Below are 20747 nucleotides of genomic sequence, written 5' to 3'. Positions count from 1 at the left end.
GACCGCGGCCCAAGGCCGCGGGGTTGTTAACCAGTGACAAAAAGCAATGCCTTATTTCCAGGCCGCTTCATAGAAGCGTGGTAGTTCATCGGGGTAAGCCGTGAAGTCAAGATCGGCGGTATGGGCATAGAAGGTCGAGTAAGAGAAGAGCGGTGCCCAATAGGCCTGCTCTGAAATGCGCGCCAGTGCTTGCCGGTAATTATCTTTGCGAACCTCTGAGTCTACGGAGGTGTCGGCGGTGGTCAGCCATTCATGGACCTGCTCGTCCCTCCAGAAATCATCAACGCCGCCATTGAAGTAGACCCCGACGAATGCCGAGACATCATTGATGGAGAAGGAACCCCAGGCTTTGAAAGCCATATCGGTGCGGTCAGAACGCTGTAGCTCCAAAAGTGCGGGAGAGGTCATAAAGCGCAGGTTGGCATTGATACCCACGGCACGCAGGTCACCAATCATTGCTTCAGCATAATCGCGCTCGCGATAGGCATGCAGGTCGATGTTGAAGCCATCCGGGTAGCCTGCTTCTGCAAGCAGTTCGCGTGCTTTTTCAGGATCATATTCGTAGGCAATGACATCGTCCGTCTCGCAACCAAACTGTGTCGGGAAGCAGGGAGCAAAGAGTGGCTGGCTACCGCCACGAACCAGATCGTTGGAGAGCGCTTCACGGTTGATGGCGTGATTGATGGCCTGACGGACCCGCAGATCATTGAGCGGTGACCCTTCCCGCTGGGCGGAGTCAAGGCTGATATAACCTACCCGCATTGTTTCATCCCCCAACACGGTGAGTTGAGGCATGCGCTCCAGGGACTCCGCCTGATCCGGTGGCACCCGCCATATCCAATCCACCTGGCCCGACATCAGCTGGGCCATGCGTGAATCTTCATCGGCGATAGCCTTGAACTCGATATTGCCAATCGATGGCTGGCCGATGGGGCTGTCTTCAAAGTAGTCATCAAACCGGGTCAGGCTGACACCATCACCAGGGCGCACCTCGGTAATACGGTAGGGGCCCGTACCCACCGGTTCACGACTGAAACCCTCAATACCGACTTCCTGGAAATATTCGTTGGGATAGATGGGCATGGGGCCAGAGAGGTATTCAAGGGCCGCTGGGAAAGGATCTTTAAGATGGAGTCGCACGTGGTATTCATCAAGCTTCTCTGCGCTTTCGATCCAGTCAACATTCTGGCGCGTTACCACGCGTGATTCGGGGGAGACCGCGTAGTTAAAGGTAAACACCACATCGTCGGCGTTGAAGGACTCACCATTGTGGAAGGTCACACCTTCGCGCAGCTCAAGGTCAAGGGTTTGGTCATCCACCCATTCCCACTCGGTTGCCAGTCGCGGCTCATACTCATTGGTTTGCGGATTGCGGTAGATCAGCGTGTCCCAGGCCAGATGAGCGAGAATAACGCCTTCACGCAGGTTGTTGTGGTAGGGGCTAACGTTTTCAGGTTCGCTATCGGATGCATAGACCAGTGTGTCGTTGGCCTTGCCAGCCAGTGCCGGGGTAGCACAGCAGAGTAGCGTTAGAGATGCGGCCCAGCAGAGAGTGCGTTGTGGAGTCATGTCATACCTCGTTATATGAGAACAAACGGATATGAGCGTTTGGCGTACCATCGGCGCTATTGTTATGGGGTGTCTTCTTGAGTGGGGTGAATCGTCGCCTTGGGTTTAAAACTAAGCGATTGATTAAACATGCCACAAGTGCAATGTTTAGAATTTATCATTGCCGTTTCGGCAATGCCTGTTCGTGATGGAGGGGACATGAATCCACGGGTGCTACAAGAAACGGCGTTACGCTACTTTCTGGAAGTGGTGCGTTGTGGCTCTATTAGTGAGGCTTCGGTGAAGGTGAATGTTGCCCCCTCGGCAATCAGTCGTCAGATTGCCCGATTGGAGAGTGAGCTGGACACTCTGTTATTTGAACGACGAGCCAGGGGAATGATCCCCAGTGCCGCAGGTGAGCTATTGGCTGTGCATGCCCGCCATATGCAGCTGGAATCCGATCGTGTGGGCAGTGAAATATTGGCACTGCGTGGGTTACAACGGGGAAAAGTACGCCTGGCTAGCTCGGAAGGCTTTGCGGTGGACTTCCTGCCCGCTGCTGTTATCGCCTTTCGCAAGCGCTACAGCGGTATTCACTTCCATTTAATGGTGGGATCACCTTCTGAAGCGACTCGTCATGTCAGGGAGGGGGAGGCGGATATAGGAATTACCTTTAGCCTTAAGCCCGAAGCCGATATCAAAATAGCATTCAGGCAGCCTGCCCCCATTATGGCGCTGGTCTCACCGCATCATGAATTAGCCTCCAAGAAGCAGGTTTCGTTAGCACAGCTTCAGCGTTATCCCCTTGCGTTACCCGCCCCGGAAACAACACTGCGCCAGTTGTTTGATATCTGCTGTAGCCGCCAGAATCTGGCATTTGAGTCTATTTTCAGCAGTGACTACACCGAAGCGCTGATTAACTTCGCCATCATGGGAGGAGGCGTTGCACTAGCGGGGGAAATTTCTGTTCGTTACCGCATTCACCAGCAGCGTTTGGTGGCTATTCCTATCCGTGACCAGGGAATGGACTCCCGCTTTATTGAAGTTCAAACCCTGGCCAACCGTACGTTACCGAGCGCCACTCAAGCGTTTTTAGAGTTCTTGAAAGCGCAGCTTCCACCAGGGAATATACCGCTTATCCCTAACCTGCCAATGCAATCTAACGGCTACACTCCTTCGTAACCAGCGCCGGGTCGTGCTCATCCGTCAATAGGAAGCCTGGCTTGAGCAGCTACATATAGACGCAACATGGCGAAACGATGCAGTTCACCGCCTAAATACTACGTTGGGCCGATATACTCGGCTGCACAATAGGTGACATTAACTCGCCAAGCCGCGACAATAACGCGCTATTTGCCATCTCAACGCTGTTATCGGGAGTGCTATGTTGCCACTGAACATCCTTTATCAGGATGAGCACCTTGTTGCGGTGCATAAGCCCTCCGGGCTGTTAGTGCACCGTTCAGCGCTGGCGCGTGGAGAAACGGAATTTTTACTCCAGCGCCTGCGTGACCAGATGGGCAGGCGAGTCTATCCGGTGCATCGGTTAGACCGGCCTACCTCTGGCGTCATGGTGTTTGGGCTGGCGTCGGAAGTGGCGGCGTTGCTGAGTGAAGCGTTCAGTGAACGTCAGGTGGAAAAGCGCTATCTGGCAGTGGTACGGGGTAAAGCACCTGAGCAAGAGCGCCTGGACTACCCATTACGGGAGGAGGATGGCACGCGTCCCAAAGCCGAGATGCCCGCTATGCCTGCGATGACGGATATTCGCCGTCTGGATAGTGTGGAGTTGCCTGTGCAGGTTGACCGTTACCCAGTGGCGCGGTACTCGCTGGTGGAAGCGCGGCCATTGACCGGGCGGCGGCATCAGATTCGTCGTCACCTTTCCCGGCGTGGTTATCCGATTATTGGCGATGCCAAGCACGGTAAAAGTGTTCACAACCGCTTTTTTGCCGAGCAGCTTTCTGCCCCTCGTCTGCTGCTGGCGGCAACGTATCTGGCGTTTGATCATCCGCTGTTCGACAAGCGCATTCAGTTAAGCTGTGCGCTAGATGAAACGATGAAAGCGCTGTTTGAGCAGCTTGGGTGGGTGGGGCATCTACCGCTGGACAGTGTACGCACACCACCTATCTCATCGCCCACTGCGCTGCAGGGGCGATAGCGCGGTTTCAGCCCTGACAATATGCATTTAGATAGAGAGCCTGCCATGTCTTCGGATTACGACTTTCGCTTCGGCGGCATTCGCCGCCTGTATGGCCAGCGGGCCGCCGAGGCGTTTCGCCATGCCCATGTGGTCGTGGTGGGGGTGGGAGGCGTTGGTAGCTGGGCGGTGGAAGCACTGGCTCGCTCGGGCATTGGCAAGCTGACACTGGTTGACCTGGATGACGTTTGTGTTTCCAACGTCAACCGCCAATTGCATGCCCTGGACAGCACCATCGGCAAGCCTAAAGTAGCGGTGCTGGCCGAACGCTGCCGCTTGATTGCCCCTGAGCTTGAGGTAATCGCCGACAGCGCTTTTGTGACTCCCTCCAATCTTGCTGAACGCATACCTGACGATGCCGACCACGTGGTGGATGCCATCGACAGTGTAATTGCCAAGGCTGCGCTGATTGCCTGGTGCAAGCGGCGCAAAATCCCCATCACCGTGACGGGTGCAGCAGGCGGACAAACCGACCCTACGCGCATTCAGGTGGCTGATCTCACTCGCACCGAGCATGACCCGCTACTCTCAAAAGTGCGCTCACGGCTGCGCCGTGACTATGGCTTCTCGCGTAATCCCAAGCGGCGCTTTTCCGTCGAGTGTGTCTATTCCGATGAGCAGTTGGTCTACCCCGGCAGCGACGGCGAGGTGTGCCTGCAAAAGCCCGGCAGCGGTGAGGCCACACGCCTGGATTGTGCCTCCGGTTTTGGGGCGGCCACCTTTGTGACCGGCACCTTTGGTTTTGTTGCCGCCTCAAAAGTATTGGAGCGCTTGGCGAAAAAAGCCGCTAAAACTGCCACTGAAAAGGAGACCGAATGACAGCCCCCGTTCCCGGTATTTACCGCCACTACAAAGGTCATCTTTACGAAGTGCTCGGCACCGCCCAACACAGCGAAAGCGAAGAGCCGCTGGTGGTTTACCGCGCCCTGTATGGTGGTTATGGTCTATGGGTACGACCCCTTGAGATGTTTACCGAAATGGTCACGAAAGAGGGGCACACCCAGCCGCGATTTGCGCTGGAGAAGGCATTTTAGGCCGGTATTCCGTTTATAAGGAGCGCTCCTATGGGCACCATCTCACCGCAGCAGACGCTAAAAGCAGTATTTGGTTTTGATGAGTTTCGCGGTGGTCAGCAGGCGGTGGTATCCAATGTTTTAAACGGCCACTCCACGGCAGCGATTTTTGCCACCGGAGCGGGCAAATCGCTCTGCTATCAGCTTCCGGCGCTGCATTTGCCGCATTTAACCCTGGTGGTGTCGCCTCTGTTGGCGCTGATGCAGGATCAGCTCGCATTTTTAAAAGAGCGAGGTATTGCCGCAGCAAGTATCGATTCCACTCAGGAGCGCGATACCACGCGCGATGTGATGGAGCGGGCGAAAAGCGGTGAGCTGAAAATCCTGATGATCTCGGTGGAGCGCTTAAAGAATGAGCGCTTTCGGCACTTTCTTCGCCAGGTTCGAATATCGCTATTAGTGGTCGATGAGGCTCACTGTCTGTCAGAGTGGGGCCACAACTTCCGCCCTGATTATCTCAAACTGCCGGACTACCAGCGTGACTTCGCCATTCCTCAGGTGCTGCTGCTCACCGCCACGGCCACCCCGACGGTCATTACCGATATGTGTGAGAAGTTTGCCATTGCGCCTGAGCATGTGGTCACCACCGGCTTTTACCGCCCTAACCTGGAATTACGGGTGGTGCCTGCACTGGCAGACCGCCAGCAGCAGTTGATTGACTGGCTCAAACCGCAAATGCTGCCGGGCAGTGAAGCGCCCACGATTATTTATGTCACCCTCCAAAACACCGCTGAGCAGGTCGCCAATGCCCTTAATGCCCAAGGTATCGCTGCCCAGGCGTACCATGCGGGGCTGGACTCCCTGCGGCGTGATGAGATTCAGCGCCAGTTTATGAGCGGCGAATCGCCTTGCATTGTGGCCACCATCGCCTTTGGCATGGGTATCGATAAAGGCAATATCCGCAATGTAGTGCACTTCGACCTGCCCAAATCCATCGAGAACTACAGCCAGGAGATTGGCCGGGCTGGTCGCGATGGCCTGCCTTCCACCTGTTTGACCATCGCCGGACGAGATGGCCTGCGAGTGCTGGAAAACTTCGTATATGGCGATTCCCCTGAGTATGGCGGCATTGTTCGCTTGCTGGAAGAGATAGCAGCCGCCGCCAATACGCCGGACCGCCAGTGGGAAGTGCTGCTCAATACGCTTTCCCGGGATACCAATATCCGCCTGCTACCTTTGAAAACACTGCTGGTGCGGCTGGAACTGCATGGCATTATCGCCCCCCGCTTTGCTTTCCTGGCCGAGTATCGGCTGCGCTATCATCTTGAGCCAGATACGTTGATAAGTCGCTTTGAAGGCGAACGGGCGGCCTTTGTACGCCTGCTGGTCGATAATATTCCGATTGCCCGTACCTGGGGTGCGGTGGATTTCGAGCGGTTGCACAGAGCGGGGCAAGCACAGCAGATTGATGCCTCCCGCGCTCGGGTTATCACTGCTTTGGAGTACTTCCAGGATAAAGGCTGGCTGACCCTGGAAGGCAAGCGCATGACCGATGTGTATGAAATATGTCAGCCGAATTTTGCCATCGAGGCGTTGGCAAGTCAGCTGTATGAAGACTGCCTCAATCGCGAACGTATCGAAATTGAGCGGCTGCACTCGATGCTGGCGCTGTTTGAATCGGAGAGTTGCCTAACACGGCGATTGGCTGAGCACTTTGGCGATAACACTTTTGGCGCACCGCGAGATGCGCCATCCGACACCGAACCGGGCCGCTGCGGGCACTGCTCGGTGTGTTACGGCCACCTGGTGCGGCTGCCTGATGCAACGCCGCAGCCTGCGCTATCGGATAACGACTTCACCCGCTACGCTACGCCGTTGATTGAGCGCCACACCGAACAGTTCGGCCAGCCGCCTAATGCACAGCGGCTGGCGCACTTCCTGTGCGGCTTAACCATGCCGATTTTCACCCCTCTTAAAGCCCGCAACCTTAACGGCTTCGCGGTCTTTGAGCAGCGCGCCTATCCTGAAGTGCGCCAGTGGGCGGAGGCGATGCTTGGACACTAAAGGCCGATTAAAGCCCGAACGGTAACCCCAACCAGAACCAAACAAAGAAAAGGCTGCTCCAGCCAGCTAGAATCGCCAGAGAATACGGCATCGCGATAGTTAGCAGGTGGCCGAGGGTAAACGACTTGTTGTAAAGATGAATGACTGCCAGCACTAACGGTAGATAAGGGTTGATGGGCGAAATCACATTGGTCGATGAGTCCGCGATACGGTAAGCGGCTTGGATGGCTTCCGGTTCAAGACCCAACAGCATCAGCATGGGTAGAGAGATCGGCGCCATCAGCGCCCACTGAGCCGAGCCACTGTAAAGAAACAGGTTCACAACGGCAGCTAGCAGGATAAAGCTTAATAAAGCCAGTGCCGTGGGCATGTTGATTTGCAACAGCCAATCAGCACCATTGACGGCACTGACAATTGCCAGGTTTGACCAGTTAAAAATGGCAATAAACTGCGCCACCATAAAGACAATGACAATAAACCCGCACATATCGCGCATCGCTTCTTCCATCAAGCGAGGCACATCGCTGGCGTGTTTAATTTTGCCGACCGAAACGCCATAAACAATGCCGCATAAACTGAAAAACAGAACAATGATTGGCACTAAACCACTCATAAAGGGGGAGGGGATTAGGCCGCCTTCGGCGTTACGCAGCCCAGAACCTGCTGGAAGGATCAGCAGCAGGATGGCCGCAATATAGGCCAGAGCTGCCAGGCCGGTGAAACGCAGTGCCCGCCGTTCCTGGTCTGTTAACTGTATGCCTTGGTTGTTGTTTTGATCGGCACCTTGGTCCTTAAAGCGAGCCAGGGTGGGCTCGACGTACTTGTCATTCATCACCGTGATGATCAAGGTAATAAGCGGCACCGAGGCACACATAAAGAACCAGTTGGATACCACACTGACCTCATAGCCGGGACGAACACTTTGAACGACTTCCGTCGATATGCCGGAAATCAGCAGGTCCGTTCCGGCAATAAAAAAGTTGGCGCTAAACCCGGCAAAAACGGCTATGAACGCCACAATAATGCCGGCAATTGGATTACGGCCAACGGTTTTGAACATGATGGCGGCCAACGGTGGAATAAGGAAAATCGCCGCATCCGATACCAGATTACTGATGATGGACGTGATGACTACCGCTGGTGTAATCAGGCGTGGCGCCACGTTGCTTAACATGCGCCGGATGGTCGCGTCGGCAAGCCCCGTTTTCTGAATCAAACCCAGTGCTAAGACCATCACCAGCACCAGCCCTAGTGGGCGGAAACTCGTAAAGTTAGTAACAGCACCGGTCACCATAAAGGTTAAGCCATCCCAGCTAAGCAATGAACGCACCTGAACGAACTCGTTGGTAGCTGGATGGCGGACAGGCTCGACCCACTCGCTCATCAATGCTGATAAGCCAAGTGTTACGAGGAACAGTATAAAAAACATAATGAAGGGGTGGGGCAATGCATCGGCTATTCGCGCAATACGATGCATTATTCCGGTGTTGCCACCGGGGGGGGAGGGTTTGCACGCTTCCATTTTGTTCTCCGTTTATGCCTGGATGCTGTTTCTTAAAGTGTGGTGTTTCGAAGTGTTTACTTAGCGGGGAGTTCGCGCTTAATTAGCTGTACAAAATAAGAGGCACCCACCGGGATTATGTTGTCGTTGAAGTCATAACTGGGGTTGTGAACACTCACACCGCCCGTTTCGCCTTCTATGCCATTGCCCAACAGCACATAGCAACCTGGTACGGCCTGCAGCATGAAGGAGAAGTCTTCGCTGCCAGAAAGTGGTAAACAGTCAGTGTTCACTTTCGCATCGCCTACCACTTCTCTTGCAACGTCGGCAGCCAATTGGGCGGCTTGTGGATCGTTAACCGTGGCGGGGTAGCTGCCGGGGCGAAAGGCGAGTGTTGCGGCAGCGCCATAGGCTTGCGCGGTACTTTCAACGAGCTGTTTCAGTCGCTGAATCGTATGCTCGCGGACGGTATCATTAAAGGAGCGAATGCAGCCCATCATGGTGGCTTTGTCTGGAATGACGTTGAACGTGCCGGAGCCAGCGTGCAGATCGGTGAATGAGAGTACGGCGGCGTCTAGCGGGGAGGTATTGCGGCTGACGATTGATTGCGCGCCGCTGATAATTGCGCTCACGATCAGCATAGGATCAATGGCGTGTTGGGGCATTGCTGCATGGCCGCCCTTACCGTGGACTTCAATGGTGAAACGGTCTGAACTGGCGAGCAGCGCGCCATCGCGAAGCCAGAATTCACCTTGAGGAATACCTGGCATATTGTGTATGCCGTAGATACGGTCACAGGGAAAACGGTCAAACAAACCTTCATCAACCATGACCTTGGCGCCACCCAGGCCTTCTTCGGCGGGCTGGAAAATAAAGTGTACGGTGCCGGAAAAGTCGCGATGTTTAGCTAGGTACCATGCAGCGGCGAGCAGCATTGTGGTGTGACCATCGTGCCCACAGCCGTGCATTTTTCCCTGGTTAAGAGACGCATGACCGAATTGGTTGTTTTCAGTCATGGCGAGGGCATCCATGTCGGCGCGGAGACCTATGGCGCGAGAGGAAGACGTTTTACCGCGTAGAACACCGACGACCCCAGTTTTAGCGATGCCGGTGTGAACTTCGTCAAACCCCCACTCTGTCAGCTTATCGGCCACTAATCTAGCGGTACGCTGTTCTTCAAAACCCAATTCAGGGTGCTGGTGAATATCATGCCGCCAGGCAGTGAACTGTGCATTGTGACTAGCAATTTCATTGATCATGGGAAGCCTTTACATTTACCTGAACGAGATAGCATTTAAGCTATAGCTAAATCTTATGCTCTTGGTGGTGGGAAACAATTTTCGGCTGCCTTTAACTGTATACTGGCAGTTTTAGGCAGTTATATTGATTTTTACTTATCGGTGGATAACAGAATGTTATGGCTTATCGCGGATTTACAGACAGCCAGATAGAAGCGTTCATGTGGATCATGAAAACCAGTAGTGCTACGGAAGCAGCCAATAAGATGTTGATTTCTCAACCGGCGATTAGCCGTTTGATAAAACAGTTGGAGGCGCGGCTCGGGTTTGATCTGTTCGAGCGCCACAATAACCGGCTGTTACCGACTCGGCGTGGAACGCTGTTTTATGACGAGGTGGAGCGGGTTTATATTGGTTTACATCATTTGCGTCAGTTTGCTGAGCGCCTGAAAGAGAGAGCGGCAGGCCAGTTAAGGGTGGTTAGCATGCCTTCTTTTTCCGTGAGCCTGGTGCCAGATGCCGCTACGCTGCTTGCCAGGCAGTTCCCCGACCTCGAAATCAGTCTCTACTCCTACCGATCCAGTCAAATACCGGATGAGATGGTGGCTCAGCGCTTTGATTTTGGCATTACCAGTGATTCTCGAATCGATCCACGTTACCAGAGCTTTCATTACTCTCTGCCTGGTATGTGCCTTATTCCGCCAGGGCATCCGCTGGAAGCGAAAGCATTTATCAACATTGAAGATTTTGCGAATGAAACGCTGATTTGTGGAGAGCCCAAGGAGCAAAGCCGCAACCTGATCGCCCAGCTGCTCACGCAGCATGCGGTTTCACCTCAAAAAATATGGACAGTGTCGTTAAGTGAAATGGCGATACGGCTAGTGGCGAACGGCACTGGTCTGTCGGTTTTAAATGCTGTATCGGCCTGTGATGCAAAGCGAGCGGGCGTGATGGTGCGCCCGCTCGCGTTTGAGATGAGTTATGACTTTCAAATTATTTTGCCACTGGAAAAGAATCTCGATCCCGCCATTAATAACATCAATGCTGAGCTGATTAATTTAGTCGAGCATAAAATTTTCGAAAGCCTCAAGGAGTTCGGCTACACATCACATGGCTGGCAGGATATGGCGACATAGCTGCATGATGTTGTATGCACCTATCTATTCCCGAATCTCATTACTCCTAGGCAGGGAAGGGGGCAGGAAAATGTCGCCACGCTTCCATACCTTCCAGCAGTTCAGTGTTGCTCAATAAGCAGGCATTCAGTGCTTCGCGCATTCTGTTCTGATTCAGGTTCTGGCCGATAAATACCAATTCCTGGCGCATATCGCCGAATGGCTCCTGCCACTTATCTTTAATGAATTGACGGTACTCAGGATCCTCAGGCCAGTTCGCTTCCGGGATCGTTTTCCAGAACACGCCTGCCAGCCCGTGATGGGCAATGCCGCCTGCCTGGCTCCATTGGCCTGTATAGCGTGGGCGGGTGGCAAGCCAGAAAAGCCTTTTGAACGTAATAGCCTTTGCCAAACCAGCCGACATTAAGCAGATCGTGAAACTTCTGTGGGTGAAAGGGGCGGCGGGCGTTGTAAGCAAAGCTACCAATACCGTACTCTTCGGTTTCCGGGGTATGTTTACCGCGCAGCTCTTTCCGCCAGCCGGGCACCTGTTGGGCGCGTTCAAAGTTGAACTTGCCGGTATTCAGTACCTTCTCCAGCGGTACACCGCCCTGCTTAATCGGTACTGGCTCCGCCTCAGAGTTGAGTGAGCGCAGAATGGCTTTCAGTGACTCCAATTCTGCAAAGTATTGTTGTGATTCACATTGGGGCATGCCGTTGTAGCCAGCATGCCCCAATGTGAACTGACCGTGTAATTGTCAGGCCTGGGGCATGGTGAATCTACCTGCGTTGGCCCTCTGGCGTGTTGTTCTTTTCCAGTGTGTGTTTAGAATCCCATAAAACCTTCCGCCTGGCTAAGCGGTTTGGCGGTGGTGAGGTAATCCAGGCTGACGCGTGGGCGCTCCAGTTCGCTGTCTCCCATAAACAGGGTTTCCAACTCACGGGCAAAGGCTAGTGTTTTGAGGTCGCTGCCTCGTCGGCCAATAATCTGCAGGCCAAAGGGGAGGCCGTGATGGTCTCGTCCGGCAGGTAGCGTGATGGATGGGTGGCCTGCAAGGGTTGATGCATAGGCCATGGAAAGCCAGTGGTAGTAACTTTGGGTTGGTTTGCCATCAATGGCAGTGGGGTATAGTTCGTGCCAGTCACGTGGGCTTATGGTGGTGGTAGGCGCCAGCAGGAAGTCATACTGCTCAAAAAAATCCTGCCAGTGGCGATATAGCATTGTCTGGTTAGTAAGTGCTCGCACAACATCAAGGGCTGAGTACTTATCGCCTTCGTGCACATTGTCACGCACATTAGGACCGACTTGATCTGGATGCAGCTGCAAAAGCTCTCGATGAAGTCCCGAGAAGCTAAGCGCGCGAAGGATGGCAAATGTCTCGTCCGCATGCAGGCAGTTCGGGTGTGTCGAGTCCCACTGCCCGAAGACATGACCAAAACGCTTTACTTTGTCGTTGAAACTATTGGCAATCAACTGCTCCGTCATGGCGAAGCCAAAATCTGTTGTATATGCCACGCGGGCACTACAGAGGTCATAAGCTGGTAGCTGACGGAAGGGGGCTGGATGGTACGCTGGCTGATCATCGATAACGGGAACCCATGGGTCGCGGCGATCAGGGCGTATCATGGCTGATAGCATCAGCGCCACATCATCCACAGTGCGGGCCATCGGACCATTCAGGGACATGGGCGACCAGCCTAGCGGCCGGCTATGACCCGGCACAACACCTGGGGTTGGGCGAAACCCCACCACGCCACAAAACGCAGCCGGGCTGCGCAAGCTGCCTCCGGTATCCGATCCGGTCGCCAAAGGGGCCATGCCGCAGGCAAGGGCTACCGCAGAGCCCCCTGAGGAACCGGCTGCCGAGCGGGTAAGATCAAACGGGTTGGCAGTGGCCCCATACACCGCATTGCGTGTATTACCACCGGCACTCCACTCGGGATTATTGGTTTTGCCCATGATGACAGCGCCCTCGTTGCGTAGTTGCGCGACCATGGGGTCATCATCTTTGGCTATATTGTCGGCGTAAATCCGGCTGCCAAACGTCGTCGGTAACCCGGTTACATCCACCATATCTTTTACGCATAGCGGCAGGCCGTGTAGTGTACCTAACATCTCACCATTATCGATGGCGAGTTGAGCCTTGTGGGCGGCGTTGCGCATGGCGTCGAAACTCTGTGCCACCAGGGCATTAACCGCAGGGTTTACGGCTACAGTACGTTCAATACAGCTTTCGGTCAGTTCCATGGCCGATAGTTGTTTAGAGGCCATCAGGCGACGTGCTTCAACGGCACTCAGGTCACAAGCATTCATATACATATCCGTATCAAAAGGGTGATTAGCTGGCGGGGGCGAACGACGCGAAGTTCCATGAACGGCCTGGTGCTACATCAATGAGCTGGCGGGTATAGGCGGCCTGTGGGTTGCCTAACACCTGCTGTGTCGGCCCATACTCCACCACCTGACCATGTTGCATCACCAGCACGTCATCACAAATTTGCGCCGCAACGCGCAAGTCGTGGGTGATAAACAGCACCGCAACCCCCAATCGCTGTTGAATATCGTTCAGTAGAGCTAATACTTGTGCTTGTACTGATACATCCAGCGCCGATACCGCCTCGTCAGCAACGATGACATCAGGCTCCATGGCGAGTGCACGGGCGATGGCGATGCGCTGCCGCTGCCCACCGGAAAACTGATGAGGAAAACGCCCAATCGCATCGCTGGGTAACCCAACAAGTTCAAGGAGCTCTCTTGCCTGGGCCAGTGCAGCACGGCGTGGTTTACCATAATTTATCGGCCCTTCAATCAGGCTCTGGCCAATGGATAAACGTGGGTTTAAGGAGCGGTAAGGGTCTTGAAAGACCATTTGGATGCGACCCCGGTGCGGTTTAAGGCTACGGGGGCTTAAATCGGCAATATCCTGTCCACTGACACGCACAGTGCCGCCGGTAGGGCTGATCAGGCGCATCACGCAGCGTGCCAGCGTGGATTTACCTGATCCTGACTCGCCGACAATGCCCAGTGTTCGCCCTTCAAGTAACTGGAAGCTGACGTTATTGACAGCCCGGGTACCTGTATGGGTACGATGCAGCCAACTGAATAAGTGACGTGGTGGGGCATACTCTTTTGCAAGTTCATATACATCAAGCACCCGTTTGAGGCTCTGCTCAGGGCGGGGAGACCTGGGTGTTAAGCTGGGCACGGCGGTTAACAAACGGTGTGTGTAGGCTTCTTTAGGGGCGCTGAGTACGTCGCGTACTGGCCCCTGTTCAACAATAGCTCCGTTGTTCATTACGCAAACCCGGTCTGCAATATCCACCACGACACCCATGTCATGGGTAATAAACAGTACGGCGGTGCCATATTTCTGCTGCAGCTCACGAATCAGTTTGAGAATTTGATGCTGTGTCGTGACATCCAGTGCGGTGGTCGGCTCATCAGCAATCAGCAGGCGTGGTTTCAGCAAGAGAGCCATGGCAATCATGATGCGCTGGCGCTGTCCTCCTGATAGCTGATGAGGAAAGCTGGCATAAATACGTTGGATATCAGGCAGGTGGACGTGTTCAAGGGCCTCATGAACCCGTGCCCGGCGCTGAGTGGAAGGCGCGTTTGTATGGCAGGCCAACACTTCGTCAAGCTGTTTACCAACGGTTAGTACCGGGTTCAATGCCGTCATGGGTTCCTGGAAAATCATGGCCATGCGGCTGCCACGAAGCTGGCTCAAGCGTTTGGGGGTGGCATGCAGCAGGTCTTCGCCATCAAGCCGTATATGTCCGCTTACCGCCCTCAAGTTGTTATGTGGCAGGAGCCCCATGGTGGTCAGCGATGAAACCGATTTACCAGAGCCACTTTCTCCCACCAGGCAGAGTGTTTCGCCAGCATCAATCTCGAAAGAGACCCCTTTGAGGATCTGTTTGGGAGACGTATCCGTGGTTTCAACAACCAAACCATCAACGCTGAGTACAGGTGTGTCAGTCGTCATTAGCTCTCCCTCCGCTTCATGGCAGGATCAAGTGCATCGCGGGCGGCATCGCCCAATAAATTGATCGATAGAATGCACAGTGAGAGCACCAGACCCGCCCAGAAAATAAGCGATGGTTGTAGTTGGAAGTAGATGCGTCCATCCGACATGATGTTGCCCCAGGTGGGCGTTTCGGAGCTGAGGCCCACGCCAAGAAACGACAGGGTGGATTCGGTGAGAATGGCGGCGGCACAGACATAGGTGCACTGCACAATCAGCGGTGCGAAGGTATTGGGCATCAGGTGTCGCCAGAGAATGGTGCGGGTGGGCGTGCTCATCAGTATGGCTGCTTCGACAAATGCCTCTTCTCGGGTTGCCAGCACCTGGGAGCGCACCAGACGCACAATCTGTGGTATTTCAGGCACGGTAATCGCCACCATCAAAACCCATAGGTTGGCGGAGGTCAGTGAGACAATGGCAATAGCCGCAAGAATGCCGGGAATGGCCATCAAGCCATCCATAAAACGCATCAGGATTGCATCAACGGCGCGAAAGTAACCTGCGATAAGCCCAAGAGGCAGGCCTATCAGCAGGGTAAGGAGCGCTACCCCCAGGCCAACGGCAAGCGAAATACGGGCGCCATAAACCACCCTGGAAAATAGATCCCGCCCGTAGGCATCGGTACCCAGCCAGTGCTCTGCACTCATGGCTTGCAACCGGCTGGCGGGGGAGAGTTCGGTTGGGTCATAAGGTGCAATGAGAGGGGCAAACAGGGCGATCAGTACAATCAGGGCCAGTACGGTGCCCGCTATCAGCGTGGTAGTGCGGGGGCGAACCCTTAGTAGCCTGCTGATCACTCCATGCAGACGGTAGCGGGCAGGCAGCACCTGGGGTTGACTAGGTGTGTGCATTAGTAGCGAATCCTGGGATCAGTCACAGCGTAGGAGAGGTCGATCAGTAAGTTGATAACCACGTACAAACCCGCCGTAAGCAGAATAATGGCCTGGATAACCGGGTAATCGCGTGCAAGCACTGCATCAATAATCAAGCGCCCAAGCCCCGGTATATTGAAGACGCTCTCGGTGACCACAACACCAGACACCATCAGCGCAAACCCAGTGCCAATCACGGTAAGAATGGGGACAGCTGCGTTGCGTAATGCGTGGCGAAACAGTATCAACCGCTGCCCTAGCCCTTTGGCTCGAGCGGTACGGATATAATCCTCCTTTAACACTTCCAGCATGCTGGCGCGGGTCATACGGGCTATAAGCGCGATATAAACCGACGATAATGTCAGGGCAGGCAACACCAGGCGACGGGCAAACTCGCCAAATCCATCTTCCAGGCTGCGGTAGCCCTGGACGGGCAGCCAGCCCAGTTCAATGGCAAAAACCTGTATGACAAGATAGCCAATCACGAAAACCGGTACCGAGAACCCCACAACCGAAACCGACATCACCAGGTTGTCGATCCAACTGCCCTGCCTCCAGGCAGCGATAACGCCTAACGGCACTGAAATCAGAACGGTGAAGACAATCGCAGCAATTGCCAGACTAATGGTGGGTTCCAGGCGCTGGGTAATCATCGTCATGGCAGAGGTTTGGGAAATCAGCGAGGTGCCAAAATCCCCTTGCAGCATATTGCCGATCCAAATAAAGAATTGGGTATAAATTGGTTGATCCAGCCCTAGGGCAGCGCGAATGCTCGCAACCTGCTCGGGGCTGGCCATATCCCCGGCAATGATGACCGCTGGGTCTCCGGGAGAAAGTCGTAGCAGCAGGAAAATGGCAAGAGCCACTACCAGCATCACGGGAATAGCCATCAGCAGCCGTCGAATAAAGTAGCTAAACATGGTGTTGACCTCGGTCTGTGGATATCACTCGGTCATACCCTCTGCCCACCATCGGTGGGCAGAGGCGACTGCTCGTTAGTTGTTTTTCTGCATACCCCAAAAAACAGGGACGGGGCCCTCAACCACATCGCTTAGCTCATTACGCCAGGCGGTAACATTTTGAAATTGGCCCAAAGGGATAAACGTCGTCTGTTCCATGGCGTGTTCCTGGATTGCCTCAGCCATGGCCTTACGCTGCTCTTCCGACTCTGCAAAGGCATAATCCGTACGCAACTGCTCCATCTCCGGATCAGTCGGCCAGCCAAACCAGCCACCTTCTTCTCCCGTAGAGATCAACAGCAGGTTGATGGTGGGTGACCAGATGCTATCTACTCCAAAATTGGTAAACATCATGTTCCAGCCACCCTCGCTGGGGGTGTTACGGTTGGCACGCTGACTCACCAGCGTCTGCCAGTCCATCTGCCTTAGCTCGACATTGAAGCCCGCTCTACGTAATGCCTGGGCAGCGACGACCGGCTGGGGCGCCAGGGTGGCAACATCAGAAGGCTGTAATAGAACAATGGGCGTTTGGTCATAGCCCGCCTCTTCAAGTAGCGCCCGGGCCTCGTCAAGATTGCCCCCCGAGGTGAGTGACTCTCCGCCTGACTCAGTAGCAAGCGCGGTATTGCATCCAAAGATAGAGGCACAGGTTTGGTAATAGCGTGGGTCTCCCACCAGGGCCGACAGCACATCCTGCTGGTTCATCGCCAAGAGCGCGGCACGCCTAATCCGGGCGTCATCAAAGGGCGGGTGCAGGAAATTCATGCGCGCCACGGTCAACATCCCCAGAGGGTCAAGCACATCGGTCGTAATATCGGGGTTGCCCTCTAACAACGGTAAAAGGTCAAAGGGGGTGCGCTCAATGAAATCAATGTCACCGCTATTAATGGCGTTAACGGTGGTTTGTACATCCGGCATGTGTACCCATACCACGCGATCCACATACACTTCCTTGCTACCTGCTGTGCCTGAAGGTGGCTCGGAGCGAGGTTCATAGGCGTCAAAACGCTCGTAGATAACCCTGACACCAGGCTGAAACTCATCGGCAGCAAACGTAAAGGGACCTGAGCCAATCTGGTTGGGAAGCGGCTGTCCTGGGGCTGTCGAGGCGACGTCCTCGGGCATCATAAAGGCTGGTATTGCCGACGGCTTGGAAAGCAGCCCAATGAGATCGCCTAGTGGAGTGGCAAGTGTCAGGGCAAAGCGTTTGTCATCCAGGGCGGTTAAGCTTGCTGTGTTATCCATGATCAGCTTGCCACCCGCGTCATACGCCGCCCAGCGCTCCAGAGAGGCAATGCAATCTGCCGGGGTCACTGGGGTACCGTCGTGCCACGTTAAGCCGTCACGCAACGTAAAGGTGTAGGTCAGGCCATCGTCAGAAACCTCCCACTCCGCCATTTGTGGCTGAGGGTTAAATTCTGCATCAATGCCAATCAGCGTGTCATAAATCATATAGCCATGATTGCGCGCAATCGTAGCACTGCTTGAAACCGGGTCTAAGGCACGTAACGCTGAGTGCATCACTGCATGAACCGTTGTATCTGCCTGCGCAGTGGCTGCAAATGTAAGCGCCCCAACACTGAGGGTAGAGAGTAAAGCAAAGCCCTTAAAACGGCGTAAGCTGGTTGGTTTCATCAATGTCTATCTCCGTCCAGGAAAGTGAGGGTGCATCGTGAGTCGTTATGCCATTCGTACACGGGGTCAGCGTTGTGCTTTGAAGCGTTACTTCACCTGATACTAGCGCTGGCTGGAATCATCACGTTAGATGTATTTTTCGAATGCGGTATTGCTTTTTAGGCAATACAAGGCCCGGATCAAACACGGAGAAATTGCATGAATGATCGGCTGCTTATCGACTCAGCGTTGCGCTATTTTTTAGAAATAGTACGGCAGGGATCGATTAATAAAGCGTCAGCCAGGCTACATGTTGCTCCTTCTGCCGTTAGCCGCCAAATTGCCCGACTGGAAGCCGAATTAGGTAGCCAGTTGTTTGAGCGACACCCGACAGGTATGCGTCTGAGCCCCTCGGGAGAACTGTTGGCAGCCCATGCAAGAAAGGCTCGTTTAGATGCAGCAAGAGTGATTGAAGAAATAACCGGACTGGAAGGCATACAGCGTGGAACGGTACGGATTGCCAGTATTGAGGGGCTTGCAGGTTATTTATTACCCCATGTGATTAGCGGGTATCGTGAAAAGCATCAAGGTGTGCATTTTGATCTGACCGTTACATCCTCAACAGATGTAACACAGCGCATAACAGAAGGTATGGCCGATATTGGCTTAACGATTTCACCGTCTCCGGCGAAAAACATTAAGGTGGAAAAGCGCATCATGGCGCCTATCCATGCGGTGATGAGTGCCACCCATCCATTGGCATCGAAGAAGCAGGTGTCACTGGCCCAGCTCAGCCACTGTTCGCTGGCGCTACCTACGGAAAATACCACCATACGTCAGCTGTTTAATGTGAGCTGCAGCAGGCAGGGGCTGTTAATAGAGCCTGTGCTGGTCAGCAACCATGTCACCACCTTGGTGCATTTTGCTGCCTGTAAAGGGGGGATAACGCTAATTGGCGATGTATCTGTGCGCCATTTGAGTGATGGTGTGCAACTGGTTTCCCTGCCTATTCGGGATCGGGAAATGAGTGGTCGGACTATTGAGGTACAAACATTGGCAGGGCGTACTCTGCCCAAAGGGGTCGCTGACTTTATTGGTGACTTATGTTTAGCGCTAGAGTAAGAAAGAGTAGTAGTCAGTGACTGGGTTCTGCAAAGACGGTGGTGCTGGGAGGCAGCATTCAGTGCAGTTTTTCATTTGGCGGCCAGCAATGCGCGAAAGAGGCCATTCATAAGTACCGGTTCATCATGGCGAATATGAAAGCCAGCCTGTTGAAGAAGAGGGGTGACCTGGCGGGTGATGTCTGTCGCTATAAACGATGTAAGGACATTCAATGCTCGTCGGCCGATACCTGCGGGCTGCGTGTCCGGCTGAAATTTATCCATAACACTGAGTTGGCCGCCGGGCTTTAGCACCCTGTGTGCTTCTGACAAGCCCTGGGCAGGACAAGGCATCACAGCCAGAATCAAGTGCATGACGACAACATCAAAATGCTCGTCAGGGTAGTCGAGCGATGCTGCGTCCATAACACGGCAGACCACATCCCGTTGATGCTTTTCCGCCCGCTCACTGGCTCGCTTGACCATGGCCGGGGTAATATCGGTAAGATGAATTTCCAGCTCACGGGGTATAAAGGGAAGATCCAACCCAGTACCCGCTCCCACCAGTAGAACGCGCATACCGGGCTCCCAATCTACGTGACCCAGCGCTACTCTCCGTGGTTTTCGAAACGCACGGTTCGCCAACATGTCGTAAATCGGCGCATAAACGGTATAGCGTATCCGGTTCCAAACGGTAGTGTTCAGCATAAAGCCTCAGTGTGGGCGGTGCAGGCAGCTCTGCAGATATCTATAGCACGAACGCCATAATACGACCAATACCTGTGTGGTGTTGGTGTGCATGGCAGGTGGCAACACTGCCGATTGCGGTACACTGGGAAAATACAGGGATATAGCTGTGCGACAAAATTCATGGATGTAGGTTGGGCAGAGAGTATCCAAGCCGATTTACTCTTCAGGTGTTTTGTCCTGTTGAAGACGAGAGGCCAGGCTTTCAATAACGTCGAGTATTAATTGCCGATCATTTTGCTTTAAAGGGGCTAATAGTGCTTTGATTCGATTGGTTTGGTCATCTACATGCAGACTTGCTTGGCCTAATAATTCTGCTGCTTCGCAATTGAACACCTCGGCTAATTCTAATAAGCGCACGATGTTCGGAATAACCCGACCTCGCTCAATTCTAGAAACGGCTTCATTGCCTACCCCCAGGCGTTCGGCAACCTCTTCCTGTGTCAACTGGCTGCGTATACGCTGCTTGGCGATGGCTCGGCCTATGTTGCTAGCAAGCCGTTTCTGTTCAATTTTGTTCACAATATCCTCCATATAGACCTGAATGGTTGGGGAACGACCTATTGACATGAAGGACTGTTTGGGTTGAATATCGCCTTGAAAGGTTGATAATGAGTGCGGGCAGATGCTTTTTTTCGAATCAGCTTCATGAAAGCGCAATTATGGTGATTAATATTATTTAATTTGGTCATTTAAAATAATTAGAGGGCTGTTAGTTGAGTATTTAGAGGAAATGATGCCTATGCATATGCTC

General features: G+C 53.9%; 17 protein-coding genes and 1 pseudogene. 7 read left to right on the top strand and 11 right to left on the bottom strand.

Annotated features, from left to right (window positions below; genetic code table 11):
* Positions 1-51 precede the first annotated feature (51 nt).
* Complete coding sequence (locus HP566_RS05175; RefSeq protein ID WP_249976194.1) at positions 52-1569, bottom strand: ABC transporter substrate-binding protein; 1518 nt, start codon at positions 1567-1569, stop codon at positions 52-54.
* Positions 1570-1767: 198 nt separating this feature from the next.
* On the opposite strand from HP566_RS05175, the gene HP566_RS05170 reads away from it, so the two are divergent.
* The 5 genes from HP566_RS05170 (at position 1768) to HP566_RS05150 (ending at position 6822) form a co-directional block, all read left to right on the top strand.
* Entirely contained in the window at positions 1768-2730 is a 963-nt protein-coding gene (locus HP566_RS05170) for a LysR family transcriptional regulator (protein ID WP_249976193.1), read from the top strand.
* 202 nt (positions 2731-2932) lie between these two features.
* Positions 2933-3706, top strand: coding sequence for a pseudouridine synthase (locus tag HP566_RS05165; RefSeq protein ID WP_249976192.1), 774 nt, complete (start codon positions 2933-2935; stop codon positions 3704-3706).
* 45 nt (positions 3707-3751) lie between these two features.
* Entirely contained in the window at positions 3752-4564 is an 813-nt protein-coding gene (gene tcdA / locus HP566_RS05160; RefSeq protein WP_249976191.1) for a tRNA cyclic N6-threonylcarbamoyladenosine(37) synthase TcdA, read from the top strand.
* Positions 4561-4779, top strand: a complete 219-nt coding sequence (locus tag HP566_RS05155; protein WP_249976190.1) for a DUF1653 domain-containing protein — start codon at positions 4561-4563, stop codon at positions 4777-4779. Before tcdA ends, HP566_RS05155 begins: the two co-directional genes overlap by 4 nt.
* Positions 4780-4809: 30 nt before the next feature.
* The gene (locus HP566_RS05150) at positions 4810-6822 is read left to right on the top strand and encodes a RecQ family ATP-dependent DNA helicase (protein WP_249976189.1); all 2013 of its coding nucleotides are present in this window, start codon (positions 4810-4812) and stop codon (positions 6820-6822) included.
* 7 nt (positions 6823-6829) lie between these two features.
* Here HP566_RS05150 and HP566_RS05145 read toward each other — a convergent pair whose 3' ends face one another.
* Positions 6830-8344 carry an AbgT family transporter gene (locus HP566_RS05145; RefSeq protein ID WP_249976188.1) on the bottom strand — a complete coding sequence of 505 codons (1515 nt, stop codon included), beginning with the start codon at positions 8342-8344 and terminating at the stop codon, positions 6830-6832.
* A 56-nt stretch (positions 8345-8400) separates the two neighbouring features.
* A complete protein-coding gene (locus tag HP566_RS05140) occupies positions 8401-9582 on the bottom strand; it encodes a M20 aminoacylase family protein (RefSeq protein WP_249976187.1) in 1182 nt (393 codons plus the stop codon).
* 158 nt (positions 9583-9740) lie between these two features.
* Between HP566_RS05140 and HP566_RS05135 the strand changes: the two genes are divergently transcribed.
* Positions 9741-10697 (top strand): LysR substrate-binding domain-containing protein, encoded by a 957-nt coding sequence (locus tag HP566_RS05135; RefSeq protein ID WP_249976186.1) that lies wholly within the window; start codon positions 9741-9743, stop codon positions 10695-10697.
* Between the two features lie 46 nt (positions 10698-10743).
* Here the strand turns inward: HP566_RS05135 and HP566_RS05130 are convergent.
* The 6 genes and pseudogenes from HP566_RS05130 to HP566_RS05105 form a co-directional block, all read right to left on the bottom strand.
* Positions 10744-11356: pseudogene (locus HP566_RS05130) on the bottom strand (GTP-binding protein); the annotation flags it as partial.
* Positions 11357-11502: 146 nt separating this feature from the next.
* The gene (locus HP566_RS05125) at positions 11503-12990 is read right to left on the bottom strand and encodes an amidase (protein ID WP_249976185.1); all 1488 of its coding nucleotides are present in this window, start codon (positions 12988-12990) and stop codon (positions 11503-11505) included.
* A 25-nt stretch (positions 12991-13015) separates the two neighbouring features.
* Complete coding sequence (locus tag HP566_RS05120) at positions 13016-14662, bottom strand: ABC transporter ATP-binding protein (protein WP_249976184.1); 1647 nt, start codon at positions 14660-14662, stop codon at positions 13016-13018.
* Positions 14662-15552, bottom strand: coding sequence for an ABC transporter permease (locus HP566_RS05115; RefSeq protein ID WP_249976183.1), 891 nt, complete (start codon positions 15550-15552; stop codon positions 14662-14664). The genes HP566_RS05120 and HP566_RS05115 overlap by 1 nt, the downstream gene beginning before the upstream one ends.
* Positions 15552-16493, bottom strand: a complete 942-nt coding sequence (locus HP566_RS05110) for an ABC transporter permease (RefSeq protein WP_249976182.1) — start codon at positions 16491-16493, stop codon at positions 15552-15554. Before HP566_RS05110 ends, HP566_RS05115 begins: the two co-directional genes overlap by 1 nt.
* A gap of 75 nt (positions 16494-16568) precedes the next feature.
* Positions 16569-18167, bottom strand: coding sequence for an ABC transporter substrate-binding protein (locus HP566_RS05105; protein ID WP_249976181.1), 1599 nt, complete (start codon positions 18165-18167; stop codon positions 16569-16571).
* Positions 18168-18365: 198 nt separating this feature from the next.
* On the opposite strand from HP566_RS05105, the gene HP566_RS05100 reads away from it, so the two are divergent.
* A complete protein-coding gene (locus HP566_RS05100) occupies positions 18366-19268 on the top strand; it encodes a LysR family transcriptional regulator (RefSeq protein WP_249976180.1) in 903 nt (300 codons plus the stop codon).
* Between the two features lie 71 nt (positions 19269-19339).
* Here HP566_RS05100 and HP566_RS05095 read toward each other — a convergent pair whose 3' ends face one another.
* On the bottom strand, positions 19340-19954 hold the full coding sequence (locus HP566_RS05095; RefSeq protein WP_249976179.1) for a class I SAM-dependent methyltransferase: 615 nt from the start codon (positions 19952-19954) through the stop codon (positions 19340-19342).
* 198 nt (positions 19955-20152) lie between these two features.
* Positions 20153-20515, bottom strand: a complete 363-nt coding sequence (locus HP566_RS05090) for a helix-turn-helix domain-containing protein (protein WP_249976178.1) — start codon at positions 20513-20515, stop codon at positions 20153-20155.
* Between the last annotated feature and the right edge of the window lie 232 nt (positions 20516-20747).

It is taken from the genome of Vreelandella olivaria, from assembly GCF_023507745.1.
Classification (GTDB): domain Bacteria; phylum Pseudomonadota; class Gammaproteobacteria; order Pseudomonadales; family Halomonadaceae; genus Vreelandella; species Vreelandella olivaria_A.
Note: the sequence above shows the minus strand (reverse complement) of the source record. Positions and strands in the feature narration are given on the sequence as shown.